19 protein-coding genes and 1 pseudogene are annotated in these 16,604 nt (G+C 70.0%); 6 read left to right on the top strand and 14 right to left on the bottom strand.

Annotated features, from left to right (window positions below):
- Nucleotides 1–186, bottom strand: a pseudogene (locus tag RMP09_RS02905) (glutamine--tRNA ligase); the annotation flags it as partial.
- A gap of 64 nt (nucleotides 187–250) precedes the next feature.
- Between RMP09_RS02905 and RMP09_RS02900 the strand changes: the two are divergent.
- Both RMP09_RS02900 and RMP09_RS02895 read left to right on the top strand, forming a co-directional pair.
- Nucleotides 251–541: a nucleotidyltransferase family protein gene (locus tag RMP09_RS02900; protein WP_310564503.1), complete on the top strand. Its 291-nt coding sequence runs from the start codon at nucleotides 251–253 to the stop codon at nucleotides 539–541.
- Nucleotides 538–885 carry a DUF86 domain-containing protein gene (locus RMP09_RS02895; protein WP_310564502.1) on the top strand — a complete coding sequence of 116 codons (348 nt, stop codon included), beginning with the start codon at nucleotides 538–540 and terminating at the stop codon, nucleotides 883–885. The genes RMP09_RS02900 and RMP09_RS02895 overlap by 4 nt, the downstream gene beginning before the upstream one ends.
- A gap of 6 nt (nucleotides 886–891) precedes the next feature.
- On the opposite strand, the gene RMP09_RS02890 is transcribed toward RMP09_RS02895, so the two are convergent.
- Complete coding sequence (locus tag RMP09_RS02890) at nucleotides 892–1,836, bottom strand: glutaminase (protein WP_310564501.1); 945 nt, start codon at nucleotides 1,834–1,836, stop codon at nucleotides 892–894.
- Nucleotides 1,837–1,986: 150 nt separating this feature from the next.
- Nucleotides 1,987–3,339 carry a type II toxin-antitoxin system HipA family toxin YjjJ gene (gene yjjJ, locus RMP09_RS02885; protein ID WP_310564500.1) on the bottom strand — a complete coding sequence of 451 codons (1,353 nt, stop codon included), beginning with the start codon at nucleotides 3,337–3,339 and terminating at the stop codon, nucleotides 1,987–1,989.
- 325 nt (nucleotides 3,340–3,664) lie between these two features.
- Here yjjJ and RMP09_RS02880 point away from each other — a divergent pair, with 325 nt between their 5' ends.
- The gene (locus tag RMP09_RS02880; RefSeq protein ID WP_310564499.1) at nucleotides 3,665–4,039 is read left to right on the top strand and encodes a hypothetical protein; all 375 of its coding nucleotides are present in this window, start codon (nucleotides 3,665–3,667) and stop codon (nucleotides 4,037–4,039) included.
- Here the strand turns inward: RMP09_RS02880 and RMP09_RS02875 are convergent.
- The 3 genes from RMP09_RS02875 to RMP09_RS02865 all read right to left on the bottom strand — a co-directional run bounded on the left by RMP09_RS02875 (nucleotide 3,964) and on the right by RMP09_RS02865 (nucleotide 7,084).
- Complete coding sequence (locus RMP09_RS02875; protein ID WP_310564498.1) at nucleotides 3,964–5,841, bottom strand: monovalent cation:proton antiporter-2 (CPA2) family protein; 1,878 nt, start codon at nucleotides 5,839–5,841, stop codon at nucleotides 3,964–3,966. The genes RMP09_RS02880 and RMP09_RS02875 overlap by 76 nt on opposite strands.
- On the bottom strand, nucleotides 5,838–6,395 hold the full coding sequence (locus tag RMP09_RS02870; RefSeq protein ID WP_310564497.1) for an NAD(P)H-dependent oxidoreductase: 558 nt from the start codon (nucleotides 6,393–6,395) through the stop codon (nucleotides 5,838–5,840). Before RMP09_RS02870 ends, RMP09_RS02875 begins: the two co-directional genes overlap by 4 nt.
- A 62-nt stretch (nucleotides 6,396–6,457) precedes the next feature.
- Complete coding sequence (locus RMP09_RS02865) at nucleotides 6,458–7,084, bottom strand: DUF924 family protein (RefSeq protein WP_310564496.1); 627 nt, start codon at nucleotides 7,082–7,084, stop codon at nucleotides 6,458–6,460.
- Between the two features lie 115 nt (nucleotides 7,085–7,199).
- Between RMP09_RS02865 and RMP09_RS02860 the strand changes: the two genes are divergently transcribed.
- Nucleotides 7,200–7,670, top strand: coding sequence for a hypothetical protein (locus RMP09_RS02860; protein ID WP_310564495.1), 471 nt, complete (start codon nucleotides 7,200–7,202; stop codon nucleotides 7,668–7,670).
- 12 nt (nucleotides 7,671–7,682) lie between these two features.
- On the opposite strand, the gene RMP09_RS02855 is transcribed toward RMP09_RS02860, so the two are convergent.
- From RMP09_RS02855 to RMP09_RS02840, 4 genes are all read right to left on the bottom strand, one after another.
- On the bottom strand, nucleotides 7,683–8,501 hold the full coding sequence (locus tag RMP09_RS02855) for a LytTR family DNA-binding domain-containing protein (RefSeq protein WP_310564494.1): 819 nt from the start codon (nucleotides 8,499–8,501) through the stop codon (nucleotides 7,683–7,685).
- Nucleotides 8,502–8,574: 73 nt separating this feature from the next.
- On the bottom strand, nucleotides 8,575–9,639 hold the full coding sequence (locus RMP09_RS02850) for a sensor histidine kinase (RefSeq protein WP_310564493.1): 1,065 nt from the start codon (nucleotides 9,637–9,639) through the stop codon (nucleotides 8,575–8,577).
- A 90-nt stretch (nucleotides 9,640–9,729) separates the two neighbouring features.
- On the bottom strand, nucleotides 9,730–10,005 hold the full coding sequence (locus RMP09_RS02845) for a 2TM domain-containing protein (RefSeq protein ID WP_310564492.1): 276 nt from the start codon (nucleotides 10,003–10,005) through the stop codon (nucleotides 9,730–9,732).
- 67 nt (nucleotides 10,006–10,072) lie between these two features.
- Nucleotides 10,073–10,504 (bottom strand): DUF2306 domain-containing protein, encoded by a 432-nt coding sequence (locus RMP09_RS02840; RefSeq protein ID WP_310564491.1) that lies wholly within the window; start codon nucleotides 10,502–10,504, stop codon nucleotides 10,073–10,075.
- Between the two features lie 258 nt (nucleotides 10,505–10,762).
- On the opposite strand from RMP09_RS02840, the gene RMP09_RS02835 reads away from it, so the two are divergent.
- Both RMP09_RS02835 and RMP09_RS02830 read left to right on the top strand, forming a co-directional pair.
- Nucleotides 10,763–11,359 carry a hypothetical protein gene (locus RMP09_RS02835; protein ID WP_310564490.1) on the top strand — a complete coding sequence of 199 codons (597 nt, stop codon included), beginning with the start codon at nucleotides 10,763–10,765 and terminating at the stop codon, nucleotides 11,357–11,359.
- Between the two features lie 72 nt (nucleotides 11,360–11,431).
- Nucleotides 11,432–12,256 carry an undecaprenyl-diphosphate phosphatase gene (locus RMP09_RS02830; protein WP_310564489.1) on the top strand — a complete coding sequence of 275 codons (825 nt, stop codon included), beginning with the start codon at nucleotides 11,432–11,434 and terminating at the stop codon, nucleotides 12,254–12,256.
- Between the two features lie 55 nt (nucleotides 12,257–12,311).
- On the opposite strand, the gene RMP09_RS02825 is transcribed toward RMP09_RS02830, so the two are convergent.
- The 4 genes from RMP09_RS02825 to RMP09_RS02810 all read right to left on the bottom strand — a co-directional run.
- Entirely contained in the window at nucleotides 12,312–14,258 is a 1,947-nt protein-coding gene (locus RMP09_RS02825; RefSeq protein ID WP_310564488.1) for a PAS domain S-box protein, read from the bottom strand.
- A gap of 67 nt (nucleotides 14,259–14,325) precedes the next feature.
- Nucleotides 14,326–15,165 carry an alpha/beta hydrolase gene (locus tag RMP09_RS02820; protein WP_310564487.1) on the bottom strand — a complete coding sequence of 280 codons (840 nt, stop codon included), beginning with the start codon at nucleotides 15,163–15,165 and terminating at the stop codon, nucleotides 14,326–14,328.
- Between the two features lie 118 nt (nucleotides 15,166–15,283).
- Nucleotides 15,284–16,111: a proteasome-type protease gene (locus tag RMP09_RS02815; RefSeq protein WP_310564486.1), complete on the bottom strand. Its 828-nt coding sequence runs from the start codon at nucleotides 16,109–16,111 to the stop codon at nucleotides 15,284–15,286.
- Nucleotides 16,108–16,604, bottom strand: a 497-nt coding sequence (locus tag RMP09_RS02810) for a MutS-related protein (protein ID WP_409559674.1), incomplete at its 5' end; no start/stop codon positions are given. The genes RMP09_RS02810 and RMP09_RS02815, both read right to left, overlap by 4 nt.

The raw sequence follows: 16,604 nt of genomic DNA, 5'->3' as shown, positions 1-16,604 counted from the left end.
GGGCTGGCCGGCGGCGTGGTGGGCGGCGTCGCCCGGGGTGCCGGCCCAGCGGCGCCCGGCGTAGGTGCCTTGCTCCAGGTCTTTTTCGATCACCTGGCGCAGGAAGTTGGAGACCTTGTGCTCCTCGCCTTCTGCGGTGGCGGGAGCGTTGTTTTTCGGGGCGTTGGAGGGGGTGTTGGAGCTCATCCGGCCATTCTAGGGCGGCGCCTTCGGCGCTATCATGGTCTGCGCCATTTCTGGCGCTCAGCCCATGAAGCCCTCCACCGCACTCCAAGCCCACCGATCCGCCGTCCGCCGCGTGGTCGAGGCGCACCGCGCGTGCAACGCGCGGGTGTTCGGCTCGGTGGTGGCAGGTGTCGACTTGGACGGCAGCGATCTGGATCTGCTGATCGACCCGACGCCCGAGACCAGCCTGATGGACGTGGCGGCAATCCAGGTGGAGCTGGAGCAATTGTTGGGCGTGCCGGTGGACGTGCTCACGCCCAATGCACTGCCCGCCAGCTTCCGGCAGGCCGTTCTGCTGCAGGCCGTGCCGGTATGAACAAAGCGGGACGTGTCGCCGACTACCTCGGCCACATCCTGCAGGCCATGGCGCGCATCGAGCGGCACACCGTGGGTGTGGATGCGTCCGGCTTCGCCGCCAGCGAACTCATACAGGACGCCGTCATTCGCAACCTGGAAGTGATCGGCGAGGCGGCCAACAACATCCAGCGGGTCGATCCTGCTTTCACAACCGCGCATCCGCAGGTGCCGTGGGCGGTGATGTACGCGATGCGCAACCGGCTGACGCACGGCTACGACACGGTGGATCTGGACGTTGTGTGGAAGGTGGTCGAGCGGGACATGCCGTTGTTGCGGTCTCAGATCGCAGCCATCGAGCGGTAACGGCCGTCACAGGCTGGTGTGGCCCCAGCCGGTGGCCTGCACCAGGCGTTCGAGGGCGAAGGCGCCGAGCACCGAATTGCCTTTGGCGTCGAGTTCGGGCGACCACACAGCCACGGTGGCCACACCGGGCACGATGGCGACGATGCCGCCGCCCACGCCGGTCTTGACCGGCAGGCCGATGCGGTAGGCAAAGTCGCCGGCCGCGTCGTAGGCACCGCAGGTCAGCAGCAGGGCGTTGACGCGGCGGGTGTCGTCGGCGCTGAGAAAGTGCTCGTCGGGCTGGCCGTCGCGGGTGAGGTCGCGGCCGCCGTGGGCCAGGAAGAGCGTGGCCTGGGCCAGCTGGGCGCAGCTCATTTCGGTGGCGCACTGGCGGCAGTAGTTGTCCAGCACGGTTTCGGGCGCGTTGTGCACGTTGCCGTGGCTCTTCATGAAGTAGGCCATGGCCATGTTGCGGTGCGCGGTCTCGCGCTCGCTGCGCGCCACGCGCGGGTTCCAGTGCAGGTTGGGTTCGTCGGCCAGGCGGCGCAGGGCGCCGAGCAGAGCGTAGTCGAGGTGGGCGTAGCGGGTGGTGAGGATGTCGGTGATGACCAGCGCGCCGGCGTTGATGAAGGGGTTGCGCGGGATGCCGTTTTCGGTTTCGAGCTGGACGATGGAGTTGAACGCGGCGCCCGAGGGTTCGCGGCCCACGCGCTGCCAGAGCGCGTCGCCTTCGAGCTTGAGCGCCAGCACGAAGGTGAAGAGCTTGGTGATGCTTTGCAGCGAGAACGGGGTGTGGGCGTCGCCGACGCTGTGGGTCTGGCCGTCGACGGTGGCGATGGCCAGCCCGAACTGGCGGGGCGGCACCTCGGCCAGCGCCGGGATGTAGTCGGCCACGCGGCCCTGGCCGAACAGGGCCTGGGCGTCGTGGTGGATCTGGGCCAGCACGGCTGGCAGGTCGAAAGGGCGGTGCATGGTGGGCGCGGATTCTAGGAGCCGCAGCGGTGGGTTTATGCCGGTGACAGGGGCGGGTGATGCGTGCCGGGCATCAGGCCCCGCCATTCGAGGGTAAGTCCGCAGCCGTGGGCGCCACCCGCGGGCGGGTCGGGGGCGGTTCGCGCCGCCTCAGAGCGCGAGCACGGCGGCGTGGTTGCTGCGGGCAATGGCCTGGAAGCCGGGGCTGATGCGCGCATCTTGCGCGGCGGCCTGCCAGAAGCCTAGTGCCAGTGTGCGCGCCTGCGGCCACACGGCCAGGGTGTGCACACTGGGGCGCGGCGGCTGGGCGGCAAAGTCGCGTGGCACCACTTCGCCGGCCACGGGGGCATAGAGCATGGGCAGCATGTCGTAGGCCGGGGCCAGGCGCCAGCGGTGGTCTTGCAGCAGCAGCGAGAGGTTGCCGTGGTGGCGGTCGGTGTTGGCGATCAGGGCGCCAAAGGCGTCGAGCAGGCCGATGGCCAGCACGTCGTCAGCGGCCAGACGCTCAGGCCCGGCGCGCTCGGACCGCTGGGCCGTGTCCACCCAGTTGGTGCCCTGGCCGATGTACTGGCGGTCGTACACCTCCAGCGAGACCATGCCCACGCGGCCGCCCGGGGCCGTGCGGTCGAAGCGCCGGCTTTCCAGGAAGACGCGGCCCGCGGCCTGCTCGATGACGGTGTGCGCCGCGCCCACGCCGGCCGCGGCCAGGGTCTGCAGGGCCAGGCCTTCGCACACCAGCAGGTCGCGCCAGCGCTGGCTGGCGGCGCTGTCGTCGGCGGGCGAGAACTTCACCAGCACGGCGTGGCCGTCGCGCACGGCGCTGAACTTGGGTTGCTCGCCACCGGCGCTGGAGCCCACGGCGGACTGTTCCAGTGCCTGCAGGGCCAGGGCCGGGTACTGGATGGCCGGGTCGGTCACCACCGGGGCGGCGCTGCGTTGCGGGGGGGGCAGGGCCTGGTAGCGGTCGAAGGCGCTGGCGCCCACCACCAGGTTGCCTGGCTGGTCTTCGCCGGCGTTCACCAGGGCCTTGAGGATGTGGTCGTCGCTCCAGTGCGCGAGGTTGGCGGGCAGTTGCAGGGCGGGGTGGCCCTGCACGAAGCCGCGGCCCAGAAAGCCCTGGGGCCGCATGTCGTACAAAAACCAGGGCAGGCTGTCGTGCCGGGCGCTCTGGCCGTGGGTGCGGTCGGCTTCTTCCATCCAGAAGCCTTCGCCCGCCAGAGGGTAGAGCGTGCCGAAGAACTGCACGGCGCCGCCCGGCTGCACGGCGTGAATGGGCACCTGCCGGCCGACGCCGGGCACGTCGCGCGGCAGCAGGTAGCGCCGGGCGCGGGCCGAGCCCACCGCCACCAGCGTGCCGTCGGCCAGCAGCGGCGCGAGCAGGCGCGAGGCGCTGGGCTGGCTGATGCCCAGCCGGGCCTGCAGTTGCGGGCTGGTGGCGGTGCCGCCGAGCTGGCGCACAGCGGTCAGCAGATCGGGGGGGGCGGTTGAGGCGGCTGGTGTCATTGAATGAATTATTGAATAGATTTTTGTTTTGTAGTGACTTGTTTTTGAAGGAAAAATGCCGAATTTCTGGATGAATTAACCGAAAGGTCGAATGGATGCCAGAGGTGGCCCGTGCGGCGCACGAGGCCGGGCGGCGGCGGAGCGCGGTGACCGTGATGGCCCTCACACGGGGGAGCGCCACCGACAAGGGGCGCCACAACAGCCCCCGGCGGCGCGCGGTTTCCGCTATCTTTCCCGCACCCCGAACGGGGGGAGGACTCCACACCAACAGGCCCGCAGGTCAACAGGCCCGCAGACCGACAGGCAGATAAGAACAGGCGGAACCATGCACGACGACGGCCCGGACACCATTGCGATGGAAGAAACCCAGTGGCAGCAGACCCACGTGGACGACGTGTTCCAGCCCACCGTGCGGGTGCAGCTGGGCTGGAAGGACGTGGAAGCCGCCGTGGAGCACGGGGCGGTGGTGCCGCAGCAGGCGCACATGCTGTGGGCGGCCTGGGCCTCGCCCACCAGCGGCCTGCGGGTGGGGGGTAGCGGTGTGGTGCCGGCCTACGAGTCCACCCTGGCCGATGAGGGCGACGACGACCTGCCCATGCCCGCCGCGGCGGGGCTGCGCCAGCGCTATGGGCTGCTGCTGGGGCTGGTGGCGGGCGCGGTGCTGGGCGCGGGCGGCACCTGGCTGGGCCTGGGGGCCTGATCCGGGGGCGCCCCCGAGCCCGGGGCCCAGCCGGTTTCGGGCCGGTGGCGGTGCTGGCGCTGCAGGTCGGTCTGCATCTGTTTTTCAAACTGTTCGCGCGCTTCGCGCACGCGCTGCACGAGGTCGTCTTCGTCGTGCCGGCTGCCGCGGGCGCTGGTGATGAAGTGGTCGGTGTAGCGGCGGAATTCGTCGGCCAGTTCGCGCGCGTGCAGGCGGTCGAAGTCCAGCAGTTCCAGCGTGGCGCGGGCGCTGCGCAGCGAGCTTTCAAACAGTTCGCGCTGCACGTGGTGCACGCCGGCGTCCACCAGTTCCATGGCGTGCACCGCGTCGCGCGCCCGCGCCACGATGGGCAGCCGCGGGTGTGAGGCGTGCAGCTCGTGCACCAGGCGGTTGGTCTGGGTCACGTCGTCGATGGCGATGACCACCGCCCGCGCCTGGTCCAGCCCGGCGGCGCGCAGCAGGTCGGGCTGGGTGGCGTCGCCAAAGTACACCTTGTAGCCAAAGCGCCGGGCCGAGTCCACGGTGTCGGCGTCGTGGTCGATCACGGTGGGGCGGATGCCGGCGCTGAGCAGCAGGCGTGCCACGATCTGCCCGTAGCGGCCGAAGCCCACCAGCAGCACCGGGGCCTGGGTGTTCTCCACCGCGTCGGCGGGGCGGGTTTCGGTCTCGGGGCAGCCCCAGCGGTCGTAGGCGATGAGCAGCAGCGGGGTGCTGACCATGGACAGCGCGGCGATGAGGGTGAGCAGGTCGGCGTCGGCCGCGGGCATGACCTGCGAGGCCTTGGCCGCCGCCAGCACCACGAAGGCGAATTCGCCCACCTGCGACAGCAGCACCGCCAGCAGCTTGCGCTGGCTGCCGCGCAGGCCGGCCGCCGGCGCCAGCAGCCACAGGGCCAGCGCCTTGAGCGCCACCACCAGCAGCAGGCCCAGCGCCACCTGCAGCGGCGCGGTCAGCACCAGGCCCAGTTCCATGCTCATGCCCACGGCGATGAAGAACAGGCCCAGCAACAGGCCCTTGAAGGGCAGGATGTCGTTTTCCAGTGCGTGGCGGTATTCGGAACTGGCCAGCAGCACACCGGCCAGGAAGGCGCCCAGGCCCATGGACAGGCCGACCGACTCCATCAGCGCGGCCACGCCCAGCACCAGCAGCAGGGCAAAGCCGGTGAACAGCTCGCGCACCGGCAGGCGCGCCACGAAGCGCATGGCCGGGTAGGCCACGTAACGCCCGGCCACCACCACCGCCAGCACCGCCGCCACCTGCAGCAGCGGGCCGCCGTGGCCGCTGCTCACGCTGGGGGCGTTCTGCGGGCCGAGCGCCGCGGCCAGCGCCAGCAGCGGGATGGCCGCGATGTCCTGGAACAGCAGCATGGAAAAGCCGTTGCGGCCCACGGGCACGTCCATCAGGTGCCGCTCCTGCAGGATGCCGACGACGATGGCGGTGGACGAGAGCGCCAGCGCCAGCGCCGCCACCAGCGAGGCCTGCCAGGTCCAGCCCAGCAGCAGGCCCACGGGCATGAGCAGGGCGGCGCACACGGCCATTTGCAGCGCGCCGCCGCCGAACACGGCCGCGCGCATGGCCCACAGGCGCTGGGGTTCGAGTTCGAGCCCGATGACGAAGAGCATGAGCACCACGCCCAGTTCGGACGCGTGCAGGATGGCCGTGGGGTCGCTGACCAGCGCGAAGCCCACCGGGCCGATGACCACACCGGCGGTCAGGTAGCCCAGCACCGACCCCAGGCCCAGGCGCACGGCCAGCGGTACGAAGACCAGCGCCGCCAGCAGGAAGAGGATGCCCTGGATCATGGGGCGCCTCCGGCGATGGCCAGGCCCGCCTGGTGCTGCGCCAGGCTCAGGGCCAGGGCGTCGCAGCTGGCCTGGTGGTCGGCTTCGGTGACGGTGTGGCCGGCGTACACCAGGTGCGGCGGCAGCCAGTGCATGCCGCAGTAGCGGGCGGTCTGTTCGATGGGGGCCACGAAGTCGGCGAAGGGGCGGCCGTGTTCACCGCCCGGGCTGTAGGCCGGCGCGTCGGCGCCCGCGCTGGCGACCCACCAGACGGTCTTGCCGCGCAGGGCGTGACCACCGTGGCCATAGGCCCAGCCGTGGGTGAGCACGCGGTCGAACCAGTGCTTGAGCAGCGCGGGCACGCTGTACCAGTGCACCGGCGCCAGCCACACGACCAGCTGCGCGCCGCTCAGGGCCTGCTGCTCGGCGGCGACGTCGATGTCGAAATCCGGGTACAGCTCGTAGAGCGCGCGCACCTGGGTGTGGGGTGCGGCGTCGAACACGGCCTTGAGGCGTCGCGTGACCAGTGAGTGGCGCGGGTAGGGGTGGGCGTGGAGAACCAGGGTGTGCGGCATGGGGCGGGTGCGCGAGGCAGCGGGCTGGGCGCCCACGATAGCACCCTCTGCACGCCGCACGCTCATTGGCCGAAGCGTGGCCCGTCTTGCAGAAAGGTGGTTTCGGCCGGTGTGCTGGGGCGGCCCAGCACGGCGTTGCGGTGCGGGAAGCGACCAAATTTTTCGATGATGTTGCAGTGCTGCCGGGCCGAGCGCAGGTTGCCCTGCAGGTGCAGGCGCAGCTCGGGCGGGCTGTCGTGGATCAGGGCTTCGAGGCGGGCCACGCATTCGTGTTGCAGCGCCACGCTTTCGGCGTGCATGAGGGGCATGTAGAAAAACAGCCGGCCCACGCAGGGCAGCTCGGCGTCTTGCGCCAGCGCAAGCGACTGCAGCACCAGGCGCTGGGCGCAGCCGTCGCCGGCGAAGGCGCGGGCCTGGCCCCGGTGCACGTTGCGGGCGAGCTGGTCGAGCACGATCACCAGCGCCAGGCGCGCGGGCATGGGGCTTTCCCAGTGCGCCAGGCCGCCGCTTTGCGCGCAGTCCACCAGCGGGCCGAAGCGCTGGGTGATGGTGGCGTCGAGCGCGGCGCCGCCGCCGAACCACAGGGCGCTGCGGTCCTGCGCGGGCCAGGGGCTGGACAACGCGTCGCCGAACCAGAAGGTCAGCACCTCGTCGGGCGATGGCAGGGGTGGGGCCGTGTCGGTGGGCATGGGGCAGGTTACGTCTGGCTACGGGTTTGACCGTGCGTGCGCAACAGGTTACAGCCGAATTTTCTGTAATCGCCTTACGGCAGCCACTGGGGTTGCCCATCACCGGAGACACCACATGAATACCGTGACTTTCAACACAGCGGCACAAGGCCGACCGACCTGGGCCAAGGCGTGGGGCCTGGTTTCATTGGCCGCCACCGCCTGGGCGCTGAGCGCGGGCCAGGCGCAGGCCCGTGGTGGACAGGACGACGTCTACTGGTCCATCGGCGTGAGTTCGCCGGGGGTGGTGGTGGGCGTGTCCAACGCGCCACCCCCGCGACCGGTGGTGGTGTACCCGCAGCCGGTGGTGGTGCACCAGGCAGCGCCGGTGGTCATCCACCAGGCTTATCCGTATCCCTATCCGTACGTGCGGCCGGTGGTGGTGCAGCCGCGCCCGGTGGTCTACCGCGGCTGGGGCCCCGGCCCCCGCTGGGACGACCGGCACGACCGCCGCCACTGGAAGCACCGCCACCACGACCGTTACGACCGCGATGACCGCCATGACCACGGGCGCGACCGCTGGGACGATGACGACCGCCGCCGCTGAGCGGAGGACCCCTCACATGGCCCGGAAGCGCTGCGCGTAAAGCCGGCTGACGGGCCAGTGTTCGGGCCGCTCGCGCAGCCGCAGGCTGAGCTTGCCGGCCTCGTCGCGGTGCACGCTGTGGATCGCGTCGGCCCGCACCACGGTGCCGCGGTGGACCTGCCAGAACACGCTGGCGTCCAGCTGCGGCAGCAGGTCTTTGAGCGGGGTGCGGATCAGCACCTCGGCGTCGCGCGTGAGCACGCGCACGTACTTGTCGGCCGCTTCAAACACCACCACCTCGTCCACCGGGATCAGCCGGATCAGGCTGCCCACGCTGGCCTGGATCACACGCAGCGGCTCGGCGCCAGGGGCGTGCGCGGCGGGCGCCAGCAGGGCGCGCAGCTGGTTCATGGTGTGCTCCAGGGCCGTGTCCGGCGCCGTGCTGTCCGGCGTGTTCCCGCGCTGGGCCAGCAGGCCCTGCACCCGCTGCACGGTGCGCGCCAGGCGTTCGGGCAGCACGGGTTTGAGCAGGTAGTCCACCGCCTGCGCTTCAAAGGCCTGCAGGGCGTACTGGTCGTAGGCGGTGACGAAGACGATCACCGGGAAGGGCGTGCCCTCGGGCCACTCGTCGGCCAGTTCGGCGGCGGCTTCCAGCCCGCTCTGGCCGGGCATGCGGATGTCCAGGAACAGCAGCTGCGGGCGCAGCGCCAGCGCCTGCTGCACCGCGGCTGCGCCGTGGCCCACGGTGGCCACGATCTGCAGCTGCGGCCAGGCGTGGGCCAGCTCGGCCTGCAGCGCCGCGGCCAGCAGGGGTTCGTCTTCGGCGATGAGGGCGGTGGCGTTCATGGTCATGTGGGCACCCCTGGGCCTGCGGCCCGTCCCGCCGGGCGGGAGCGAACTGGCTGGGGGCGGCCCTGCGCTGCGTTCATGTCTGCCGGGGCAGGGTGAGGGTGATCAACGTGCCCTGGCCGGGCGTGCTGGCCCAGTCGAGCCGGGCCTGTGCACCGAAGGCGGTGGCCAGGCGTTCGCGCACCTGCGCCAGACCAAAGCCGGCACGGGGTTCGCCGTCGCAGCCGACGCCGCTGTCGCGCACGGTGATGCGCAGCGTGTCGCCCGCGGCGCGCGCGCTGACCACGATCTCGCCGCCGTGCACGCTGGGTTCCAGCCCGTGGCGGATGGCGTTTTCCACCAGGGGCTGCAGCAGCAGCGGCGGCACCGGGTGGGCGGCCAGGGCCTCGGGCAGGTCCAGCGTGTGGTGCAGGCGATCGCCCATGCGCACGCTCATGAGGCCCAGGTAGTCGCGCAGGCGCTGAAACTCCAGCGCCAGGGTGTGGCTGCCGGTGCTGCGCGAAGCGGCCAGGGTGGCGCGCAGGTAGTCGCCCAGCTGGTCGAGCATGGCGGTGGCGCGGGCCGGGTCGGTGCCGATGAGCACGCGCAGGTTGGCCAGGGTGTTGAACAGCATGTGCGGTTCGAGCTGGCTTTCGAGCAGCTTCAGGCGCGTTTCGGTGGCCAGGCGTTCAAGGGCGTGGGCTTTTTCGCGGTGGTAGAAGAAAAACAGGAAGCCCGCGCTGATGCCGACCGACCCCAGCAGGAAGCCCCAGAAACGTTCGGGCGAGAGCAGGAGCAGCTGCCAGGTGGAGCGGCCGGTGTACGCGTCGCCCAGGGCAGTGCCGGCGGCGTAGCCCAGCACGATGGCCAGCAGCAGGTGCAGCACCGAACGCACGTTGAAGGTCCAGTAATGCGGTGCCTCGGCGCGCAGCCAGCGCCGCAGCGCGATGCGCAGCGGGTCGCACAGGAACCAGATGCTGGTGCTGATGCCGTAGCTGTAGACCAGCGACGCGGCCAGCGGGTGCAGCGTGGGGCTGAAGACGCTTTGCAGCAGCGCGATGACGGCGGCCACGCCCCAGACGATGAAGGCCCGGCGCTGCACGCCGGCGCGGCTGTCGGCGGGCAGCCAGCGCAGCCACCAGGGGCCGGGGTCGAGGGTCATGGCGGGGCTGTGGTCAAAAGGGGCGGGGGCGCGCAGGGGGAGCGGGCGCGGTCATTCTGTCACGGGCCCTGGGCAGGCCCGTCCTGGCCATCACCGGTCGCTCAGGCGCTGGCGTTCCTGCGCCAGCAGGCGCTCACGCAGCCCGTCGCCCAGCGGGCGCAGCCAGACCACGGCGCCATGGACCAGCAGGCCGATGACCCAGCCGCCGGTCGGCAGGCCCAGCCAGCCGCTGCGGCTGCCCGCCAGCCACAGGCCCGCGTTGACCAGCACAAAGACCGTGGCGTGGATCAGCCAGCCCATGCGCAGGCCCACGTTGCGGCGGGCCAGGCGTTCGAGTTCGGGCGAGAGCGGGGTGGTGGTGTTCATGGTCATCTCCAAAAAAACGTGGAAAAAACGGGGCCAGATTCCAATTTCAGACGTTCAGGCGGCGGCTTCAGAGCAGGCCCAGCCACTGGCCCCAGACCAGCTGGCCCAGGAAGCGCTGCGGCAGCAGGGTGAAGACGCCCGCGCCCACGCAGGCGCCGAAGTAGAGGCCGAGCATGGTCTTGCGGTGACCTGCGACGTTGCCCCGGAACAGCTGCCGGAAGGCCTGCGCCAGCCCGCCCAGCGTGAGGGGCACAAAAAAGTGGATGGGCGAAAAGCCGAACCAGCCGGGCAGGACCGGGTCGTGGATGAACAGGGCCGAGAGGGCGGTCAGCAGCATGAGCGTGACCCAGGCGTAGCCGGCCGCGCGGTGCAGGCGCGGGCGCTGGGTGGCGGCGATGCGGCCGGTGTGGCCCCGTCGCGTCCACAGCGCGACCGGGCCGACCACCAGCGCGGCGAGCGCGGCGGTCAGGTGCACGGCGATCATGGGGGTCATCGGCATGGCGGGCTCCGTGGGGTGCGGGTCGGTGGGGTGGGGGCGACTGTGCCGGCCGCGCCGCCGCCGTGCCACCGGCCTGCGACCGAACGCACCGCGGCGGACGCGAAACGACGCCTGGCGGCCGTGAAATGCAACCCATCGGACCGCCTGGTTGCGCCCTGCGCGTGCAACACAACAGGGCGGCGCTTTCTACAATTGCCCTCGGTTCAGGGCGCCACGGGCGCCATCAACAGGGAAGGGCGGTGGTTCATGCGGCAGGTGATGTCTCGGCGCGGTTGGCTCGGTGCGGGCGGGCTGGTGCTGTTCGCCACGGCGCTGGCGGGGTGCGCCGGCCTGGGCGGTGGTCCGCGCACGGTGGAGGTGTCCGAAGCGCGGCTGGTGGAGCTGATGAGCCGGTCCTTTCCGCGCAGCCAGCGTTACCTGGACCTGTTCGACGTGACGCTGAGCGCGCCGCGCGTGCGGCTGATGCCGGCGCAGAACCGCATCGGCACCGAGCTGGCGTATTCGCTGGGCAGTTCGGTGCTGAGCGAACGGCAGATGAAGGGCACCCTGGGCCTGAGCTACGCGCTGCGGCTGGATCCGTCGGACGCGACGGTGCGGCTGGCCAGCGTGAAAGTGGAGCGCTTTGACCTGAGCGGCCTGCCCAAGGCCTACGCCGGGCGGGCGCACCAGTTGGGCGCGCTGCTGGCCGAAAACCTGTTTCAGGACCTGGTGGTGCACCGGCTGGACGCGGCCGACCTGCGCCGCCTGGAGGGTCGCGGCCTCAGGCCCGGCGCGCTGAGCGTGGTGCCCGGCGGCCTGCGCCTGCAGCTGGATGCGGCGGACAGTGCTGTGCCCCAGGCCCAGCAGGTACGATAGCCGGCTGCAAAACAGGCCAGCCGTTGGCCTGTTGTCATTTTTGCGAACCGCTGCGCGCGGGCGCCGACGTTTATGGATCTGATGCTGTTGATCAAGGCCGCCATCATGGGGGTGGTGGAAGGCCTGACCGAGTTCCTGCCGATTTCTTCCACCGGCCACCTGATCCTGGCGGGCAGCCTGCTGGGCTTTGTCGATGCCAAGGCCAAGGTGTTCGAGATCGCGATCCAGACCGGCGCGATCCTGGCGGTGATCATCGTGTACTGGCAGCGCCTGCGCGAGACGCTGCTGGGCCTGCCCAGCCAGCGCCAGGCGCAGCGTTTTGCGCTGAACGTGCTGATCGCCTTCATCCCGGCGGTGGTGCTGGGCCTGCTGTTCGGCAAGGCCATCAAGGCCCACCTGTTCACGCCCACCGTGGTGGCCACCACGTTCATCATCGGCGGCTTCATCATCCTGTGGGCCGAGCGCCGTGCCGAGCAGCACACGCGGGTGAACAGCGTGGACGAGATGACTCCGTGGGACGCGCTCAAGCTCGGCCTGGCGCAGTGCCTGGCCCTGGTGCCGGGCACCAGCCGCAGCGGCGCCACCATCATCGGCGGCATGCTGCTGGGCCTTTCGCGCAAGACGGCCACCGATTTCAGCTTCTACCTGGCCATTCCCACGCTGATCGGTGCCGGCGCCTACAGCCTCTACAAGGAACGGGCGCTGCTGTCGCCGGACGACGTGCCGATGTTCGCCGTGGGCCTGCTGTTCGCGTTTCTCAGCGCCTGGCTGTGCATCCGCTGGCTGCTGCGCTACGTGGCCAGCCACAGCTTCGTGCCCTTCGCCTGGTACCGCATCGCCTTCGGCGTGCTGATCCTGCTGACCGCCCAGATGGGCTGGGTGCACTGGGCCGAATAAACCGGCCGCGATCCGCGCCCCGCGCCCCGCGCAGCGGCGGAGCGTGGGGGCCTTTTCAGCCTTCCAGGCCGGTGGACTTGGGGGCCGCGTCGGGCAGCGTGAAGCAGAACGTGGCGCCCTGACCCGGGGTCGACTGCGCGCTCAGCACGCCGCCATGGCGCAGCACGATGCGCCGCGACGTGGCCAGACCGATGCCCAGGCCACTGAATTCGTGGGGCTGGTGCAGGCGCTGAAACGGCTGGAACAGCTTGCCCGAACGGGCCATGTCGAAGCCCGCGCCGTTGTCGCTGATGCAGAAGTGGCGCTGGCCGTCGATGGTGCGGCTGAACACCCGGATGCGCGCGGCCGGCGTCAGCTCGGTGTACTTCCAGGCGTTGTGCAGCAGGTTCTGCAGCAGGGCTTCGATCAGCGGCCGATCGGCCCACGCGAGCAGGTCCGGCTCGATCTCCCATTCGACGGCGCGCTGTGGTTCGGCCACCGACAGCTCTTCGAAGATGCGGGTGGCGATCGCGCTCAGGTTCACGCGCTCGCTCGCGCGCTGCACCTCGCCGCGCGCGACCTGCGACAGCTTGAGCAGGCCGTCGATCAGCTCGCCCATCTTCTTGCTGGCGCCCATGATGCGGCCCAGGTGGTCCTGGCTGGCGGCGTCCAGGGCCGGGTTGTCTTCCCGCAGCGCCTGTGCAAAGCCGTTGATGATGCGCAGCGGGGAGCGCAGGTCGTGCGCCACCGCGTACGAGTAGCTTTCCAGCTCGTCGTAGGCGTCCCGCAGGGCGCGCGTGCGTTCGCCGATGCGCTGCTCCAGCGTGGCGTTCAGGTGCTGGACCTCCAGCTCGATGCGTTTGCGGTCGGTGATGTCCTGCGTCACGCCCAGGGCCCTGAGCGCACGGCCCTGTTCGTTGCGCTCGAACTCGGCCTTCACCGCATGCCAGTATTCGCGCCCGCTCAGCACGACCCGGTATTCGATCTCGTAGGGGGCCTCGCCCTTGACGGCCCGGGGCCACAGCGCCTGCACGCGCGGGCGGTCGTCCGGGTGGATGATGCCCAGCATGTCCGTGATCGCGTAGTCGTTGGCCGGGATCGAGAGAAACGACGCGCCCTGTGCCAGGCTGCTCATCCGGCCGGTGGCCATGTCGGCCTGCCAGGCGGCGATGTGGGCGAGCTTCTGGGCCTGGTTCATCAGGTTCTGGCTGGTGTGCAAGGCCTCTTCTGCGGCCTTCTGGGCGCTCAGGTCCTGCACGACCGAGATGAAATAGTCCGGCGCGCCGTCGGGCTTGCGCACCAGGGCCACCGACAGCTGCACCCAGACCCAGTGGCCCTGTTGGTTGCGGTAGCGCTTTTCCAGCGAGTAGGTGTCGCGCTGACCGGCCAGGGTTTCGTGCAGCAAGGCCAGGTCTTGCGCAAGGTCATCGGGGTGGGTGATGTCCTGAAAGCTCAAGCGCTGCAGTTCGTCGGCGCTGTAACCCACGATGTTGCAGAAGCTGCGGTTGACCAGCAGCAGCCGGCCATCGAGGGCGACGTGCGCGAAGCCCGAGGCGGCGTGCTCGAAGGTCTGCAGAAACCGTTGCTGGCTTTGCTGGAGCTGTTCGGAGGTGTGCTGCAGGCGCCGGTTGCGCTGCTGCATCTGCGCAATGGCGCCCACCACCACCAGCTGGGTGATGAAGTACCAGAGGTTGAGCCAGAAGGCCTCGATCAGGTCGCTGATGGCCGGGCTCAGCAGCGGGCCGACCAGGAAGTAATTGGCCAGCACCATGCCCAGCACGGTGCTGACCATGCCGGCCCGAAACCCGCCGTACAGCGCCGACAGCGCAGCGGCCAGCGAGAAGGTGATGAAGCGCCCACCCGATTCGGCCGGCGCCAGCGCCAGGCGCAGCCAGGTGGCCAGCACGGTGAGCACGATCGCCACCCCGATCCGTTGCCAGGCGCTCAGGCGCCGCGGCTCCCAGGCCAGCAGGCCGTGCCAGAGTTGCCGCAGCACAAGGCGTGAGGGGGTGGAGACGGTCATGGGCTGCCCATCGTAGCCACTGCGGTGTCGATTGGGTGGTGTGTTTTCCTACCCTTGGGTTATCGGCTCAGGGCGACAGGGACTTGAGCGCCGCGTCGATGGCCACCGCGGTCTCGTGGGGTTTTTCCATCGGAAACAGGTGGCTGCCTTCGATCAGGCGCAGCCGTTCGGGGTGGTCGCGGCCCACCAGCTTGTGGGTCATGGCCATGCCGACCTGCTTCATTTCGGCCGATTCGGTGCCGCCGATGAAGGCCACCGGGCATTGCAGCGGGTGGCGGCGCAGCAGGCGGTCCAGGTTGTGGGGCAGGGTGTTGTAGATCGCGGTTTCGACATCGCGGTCGAACCCGAGCAGGCGGCGCACGCCCTGGGCGGTGTGCTCGTCGTGCGTGCCGTGTTCGATGTAGTCGCGCAGCACCTGCGGGTCCCAGCGGGCAAAGGCCTTTTTGTGCGCGAAGTGGTCGAAGGCGGTGAAGGCGTCGGGCCAGGCGTTGCGGCGCTTGCGGCTGACCTTGCCGGGCGAGATCGAGCCCACCAGCTGGGTGCGTTTGACCAGTTCCAGCGCCCGGGCGCGCCAGCCGCCGAGCACGGGCGAGTCGATCAGCAGCACGCCCTTGACCGGCCGGCCACCGAGCACCGGATGGCGCGCGGCGCACATGAGGCTGAGGAAGCCGCCCAGCGAATGCCCGACCAGCCAGGCCCCCTGGCCGTGGCGCTCGACCTCCGGGCCGGCGAAGTCGGCCAGCTGCTGCACCAGGTGCGGCCAGTTGCTGGTGACGGGGTAGCGCGGATCGTGGCCGAACTTGTCGACCCCGCGCACCGTGTAGCCGCGCGCCCGCAGGCTGCGGAACAGCACCGCGTAGGTGCTGACCGGGAAGCTGTTGGCGTGGGAAAAAACGATCAGGGACATCAGCCCACCCCCGCGCCGCGCCGTGGGCGCGTCACCCCCTCCAGGGGGCAATGCCTGCGGCCCGACAAAGCCGGCTCCGCGGCATTCTGGAAAGACTCCGCCAGCACCTGGGCAATCATCAGATCAGCTTCTCGTCGGCGTTCGAAATCTTCTTGAGCGGCTGGCTGCGCGTGCTGCAGCCCATCAGCGGCACGCTGGTCGGCGCGCCGTCCCAGGCCGGGTCCTCGATGCTGTCAAAGACCTCGCGCAGCTTCTGGCCCCAGGTGTTGCGCACCATGCGGAAGTAGGGGTTGTTCTCGTCGATGCAGGTGATCCTGTCGGTCTTGAGCGTGTCGGCTTCGTAGACCACCAGGTCCAGTGGCAGGCCCACCGAGAGGTTGGACTTGAGCGTGCTGTCCATCGACACCAGGGCGCACTTGGCGGCTTCGTCCAGCGGCGTGTCGGGGGTGATCACGCGGTCGAGCACGGGCTTGCCGTACTTGGACTCGCCGACCTGGAAGAACGGCGTTTCGGGCGTGGCCTCGATGAAATTGCCGGCCGAATAGACCTGGAACAGGCGCATGCCCTCGTGGCCGATCTGGCCGCCGAAGATCATGGACACGTTGAAGTCCACACCGGCGCGCTGCAGGGCTTCACCGTCGCGCTCGAACACATGGCGCACGGCCGAACCCAGCACGCGCGCGGCGTCGAACATGCTGGTGGCGTTCCAGATCGTGATGGGCTCGCCACCGTCGTGGTGGGGCAGCTTTTCGACCTGCAGGATCTCGCGCACCGACTGCGAGATGCTCAGGTTGCCGGCCGAGAGCAGGCACATGAAGCGGTCGCCCGGCTTCTCGTAGACGATCATTTTGCGGAAGGTGCTGATCTGGTCCAGGCCCGCGTTGGTGCGCGAGTCGGAGAGGAACACCAGGCCGGCCTTGAGTTTGACGGCGACGCAGTAGGTCATGATTTTTGAGAGAGTTTCTTGAGGGCGTAGAGCTGGTCCAGCGCTTCGCGCGGACTCAGCGTGTCGGGGTCGATGGCGGCCAGCGCGGCCAGCACCGGGGGCGTTTCGGCTTCGGGCGCGGCCGGTGGCGGCGCGAACAGGTCGACCTGCAACCGGCTGCTTTCGCTGTGGGCTTCGAGCGCGGCCAGCGCGTGCCGGGCGTGCTGCACCACCGCGCCGGGCACGCCGGCCAGCCGCGCGACCTGGATGCCGTAGCTGCGGCTGGCCGGGCCGGGCTCGATCTGGTGCAGGAACACGATGCCCGATTTGCCGCCGCCTTCGACTGCGCTCACGTGCACGTTGACCGCGCCGTGGTGGCCGGCCGGAAATTCGGTCAGCTCGAAGTAGTGGGTTGCGAACAGCGTGAAGCAGCGCGCCTTGTCGTGCAGGTGGGCGGCGATGCCGCCGGCCAGCGCCAGGCCGTCGAAGGTGGAGGTGCCGCGGCCGATCTCGT

It is taken from the genome of Hydrogenophaga sp. (assembly GCF_031426985.1).
Classification (GTDB): Bacteria; Pseudomonadota; Gammaproteobacteria; order Burkholderiales; family Burkholderiaceae_C; genus Hydrogenophaga.
Note: the sequence above shows the minus strand (reverse complement) of the source record. Positions and strands in the feature narration are given on the sequence as shown.